The 1,203-nt window shown below is 47.8% G+C and carries 1 protein-coding gene; it reads right to left on the reverse strand.

What is annotated here, in order from left to right; all coding sequences use genetic code 11:
- Window positions 1-81 precede the first annotated feature (81 nt).
- Complete coding sequence (locus G0A00_RS26290) at window positions 82-744, reverse strand: hypothetical protein (protein ID WP_164185625.1); 663 nt, start codon at window positions 742-744, stop codon at window positions 82-84.
- Window positions 745-1,203 lie beyond the last annotated feature (459 nt).

Here is a 1,203-nt window from a genome sequence, read left to right on the forward strand (position 1 = left end):
GTTTTCAAAGCCGTGAATCATGCTGTTCCCGCGAAATCAATGCATCCTGAGCCGAGTGTGTCCGTTATGTTTCATACCTTTTTAAAATTTGCCTTGCTTTACAAGTTCAAGAAAATCGGAAAGTGCCGCCGTTGTCTCTGTACGAAACTTTGGGTTATTGTCTGACCCTAAACTCGGTCTGATGATCGAAAACCGAAAGAACGTCGGTGCCAGGCCACCGTCCCTTCCTTGGAACTCAAGCTTTCCGGCGTCAATGACCTCAAACTTCAGGTTAGCTTTTACACTGTTGGCTTCAAACTCAGTTCCCAATGCAGCTTTCCCATCAATGGAAAGCTCGGTGAACTCTGAGAAGCCAACCTCATCAGCGACCACGTAAAGTTTTTCTCCATTAGAGTTTATCACATCCATCAGTTGTAAAGATGCAATGAACTTGTCAGGGTCACCGTTCAGGGCTTCTATGAGACCTTGCACGGGACTGCGAAAAGCTTCGGTCCGAAGATTCTCTGTCTTTAGAACCGACCTTCTCGATACCTCGGCTTCCAGCGCGCTGATTTCTGCGGCGGTGAGTGTGACGTTGCCATTGAACTTGGCTCCTGTCTCGAAAGACACGGATGTGTCGAAACCTGTTTGGTCGGAGAATTTGTTTGAAGGCTGCGGTGAAATAATATCCACGCGCTGGATTTGATCGGAGGAACGATCCCAAATCCAAACATACCCTAGTCGGACATTATTGATGTTGAGCAATCCCTTTTCGGTGTATGCTCGTGACATTATAACTTGAGCGGACTCACAAGCCGCGACCAACAGAAATATCGACAATAATAATAATCTAATCAATTTCCGCCCCCAAAAGCTGGCTTGGCGACCAGCACAATGCAATTGGCATCGGGAACTTAGACAACTGTTCCCAGCCGCGTAAAAGTGAGCACCTCAAGCGGTGACGATTCGAATAGATGCTGACACGGTAATTTTAGACAGCTGTACTCTCACTAACTTCGATCGTTTGCCGTTTTTGCCCTTGAATCGCAGCACTACCCAAACGCGAGTAGCGTGCAACATGAATGCCTAGGCGGTCAACCTTTTTGCTATTGGAGTGTGTTTGATGTCTTGGGCCAGAATTCGTGGCAACGCCGTCGTCGGATGTTTTTATCTTAGGGTCAGGATTCATAACCAGTAGATGACGAGGGCGGCTAGAGCGACGGC

The organism is Salipiger sp. PrR002 (assembly GCF_010500775.1).
Taxonomy (GTDB): Bacteria; Pseudomonadota; Alphaproteobacteria; order Rhodobacterales; family Rhodobacteraceae; genus Salipiger.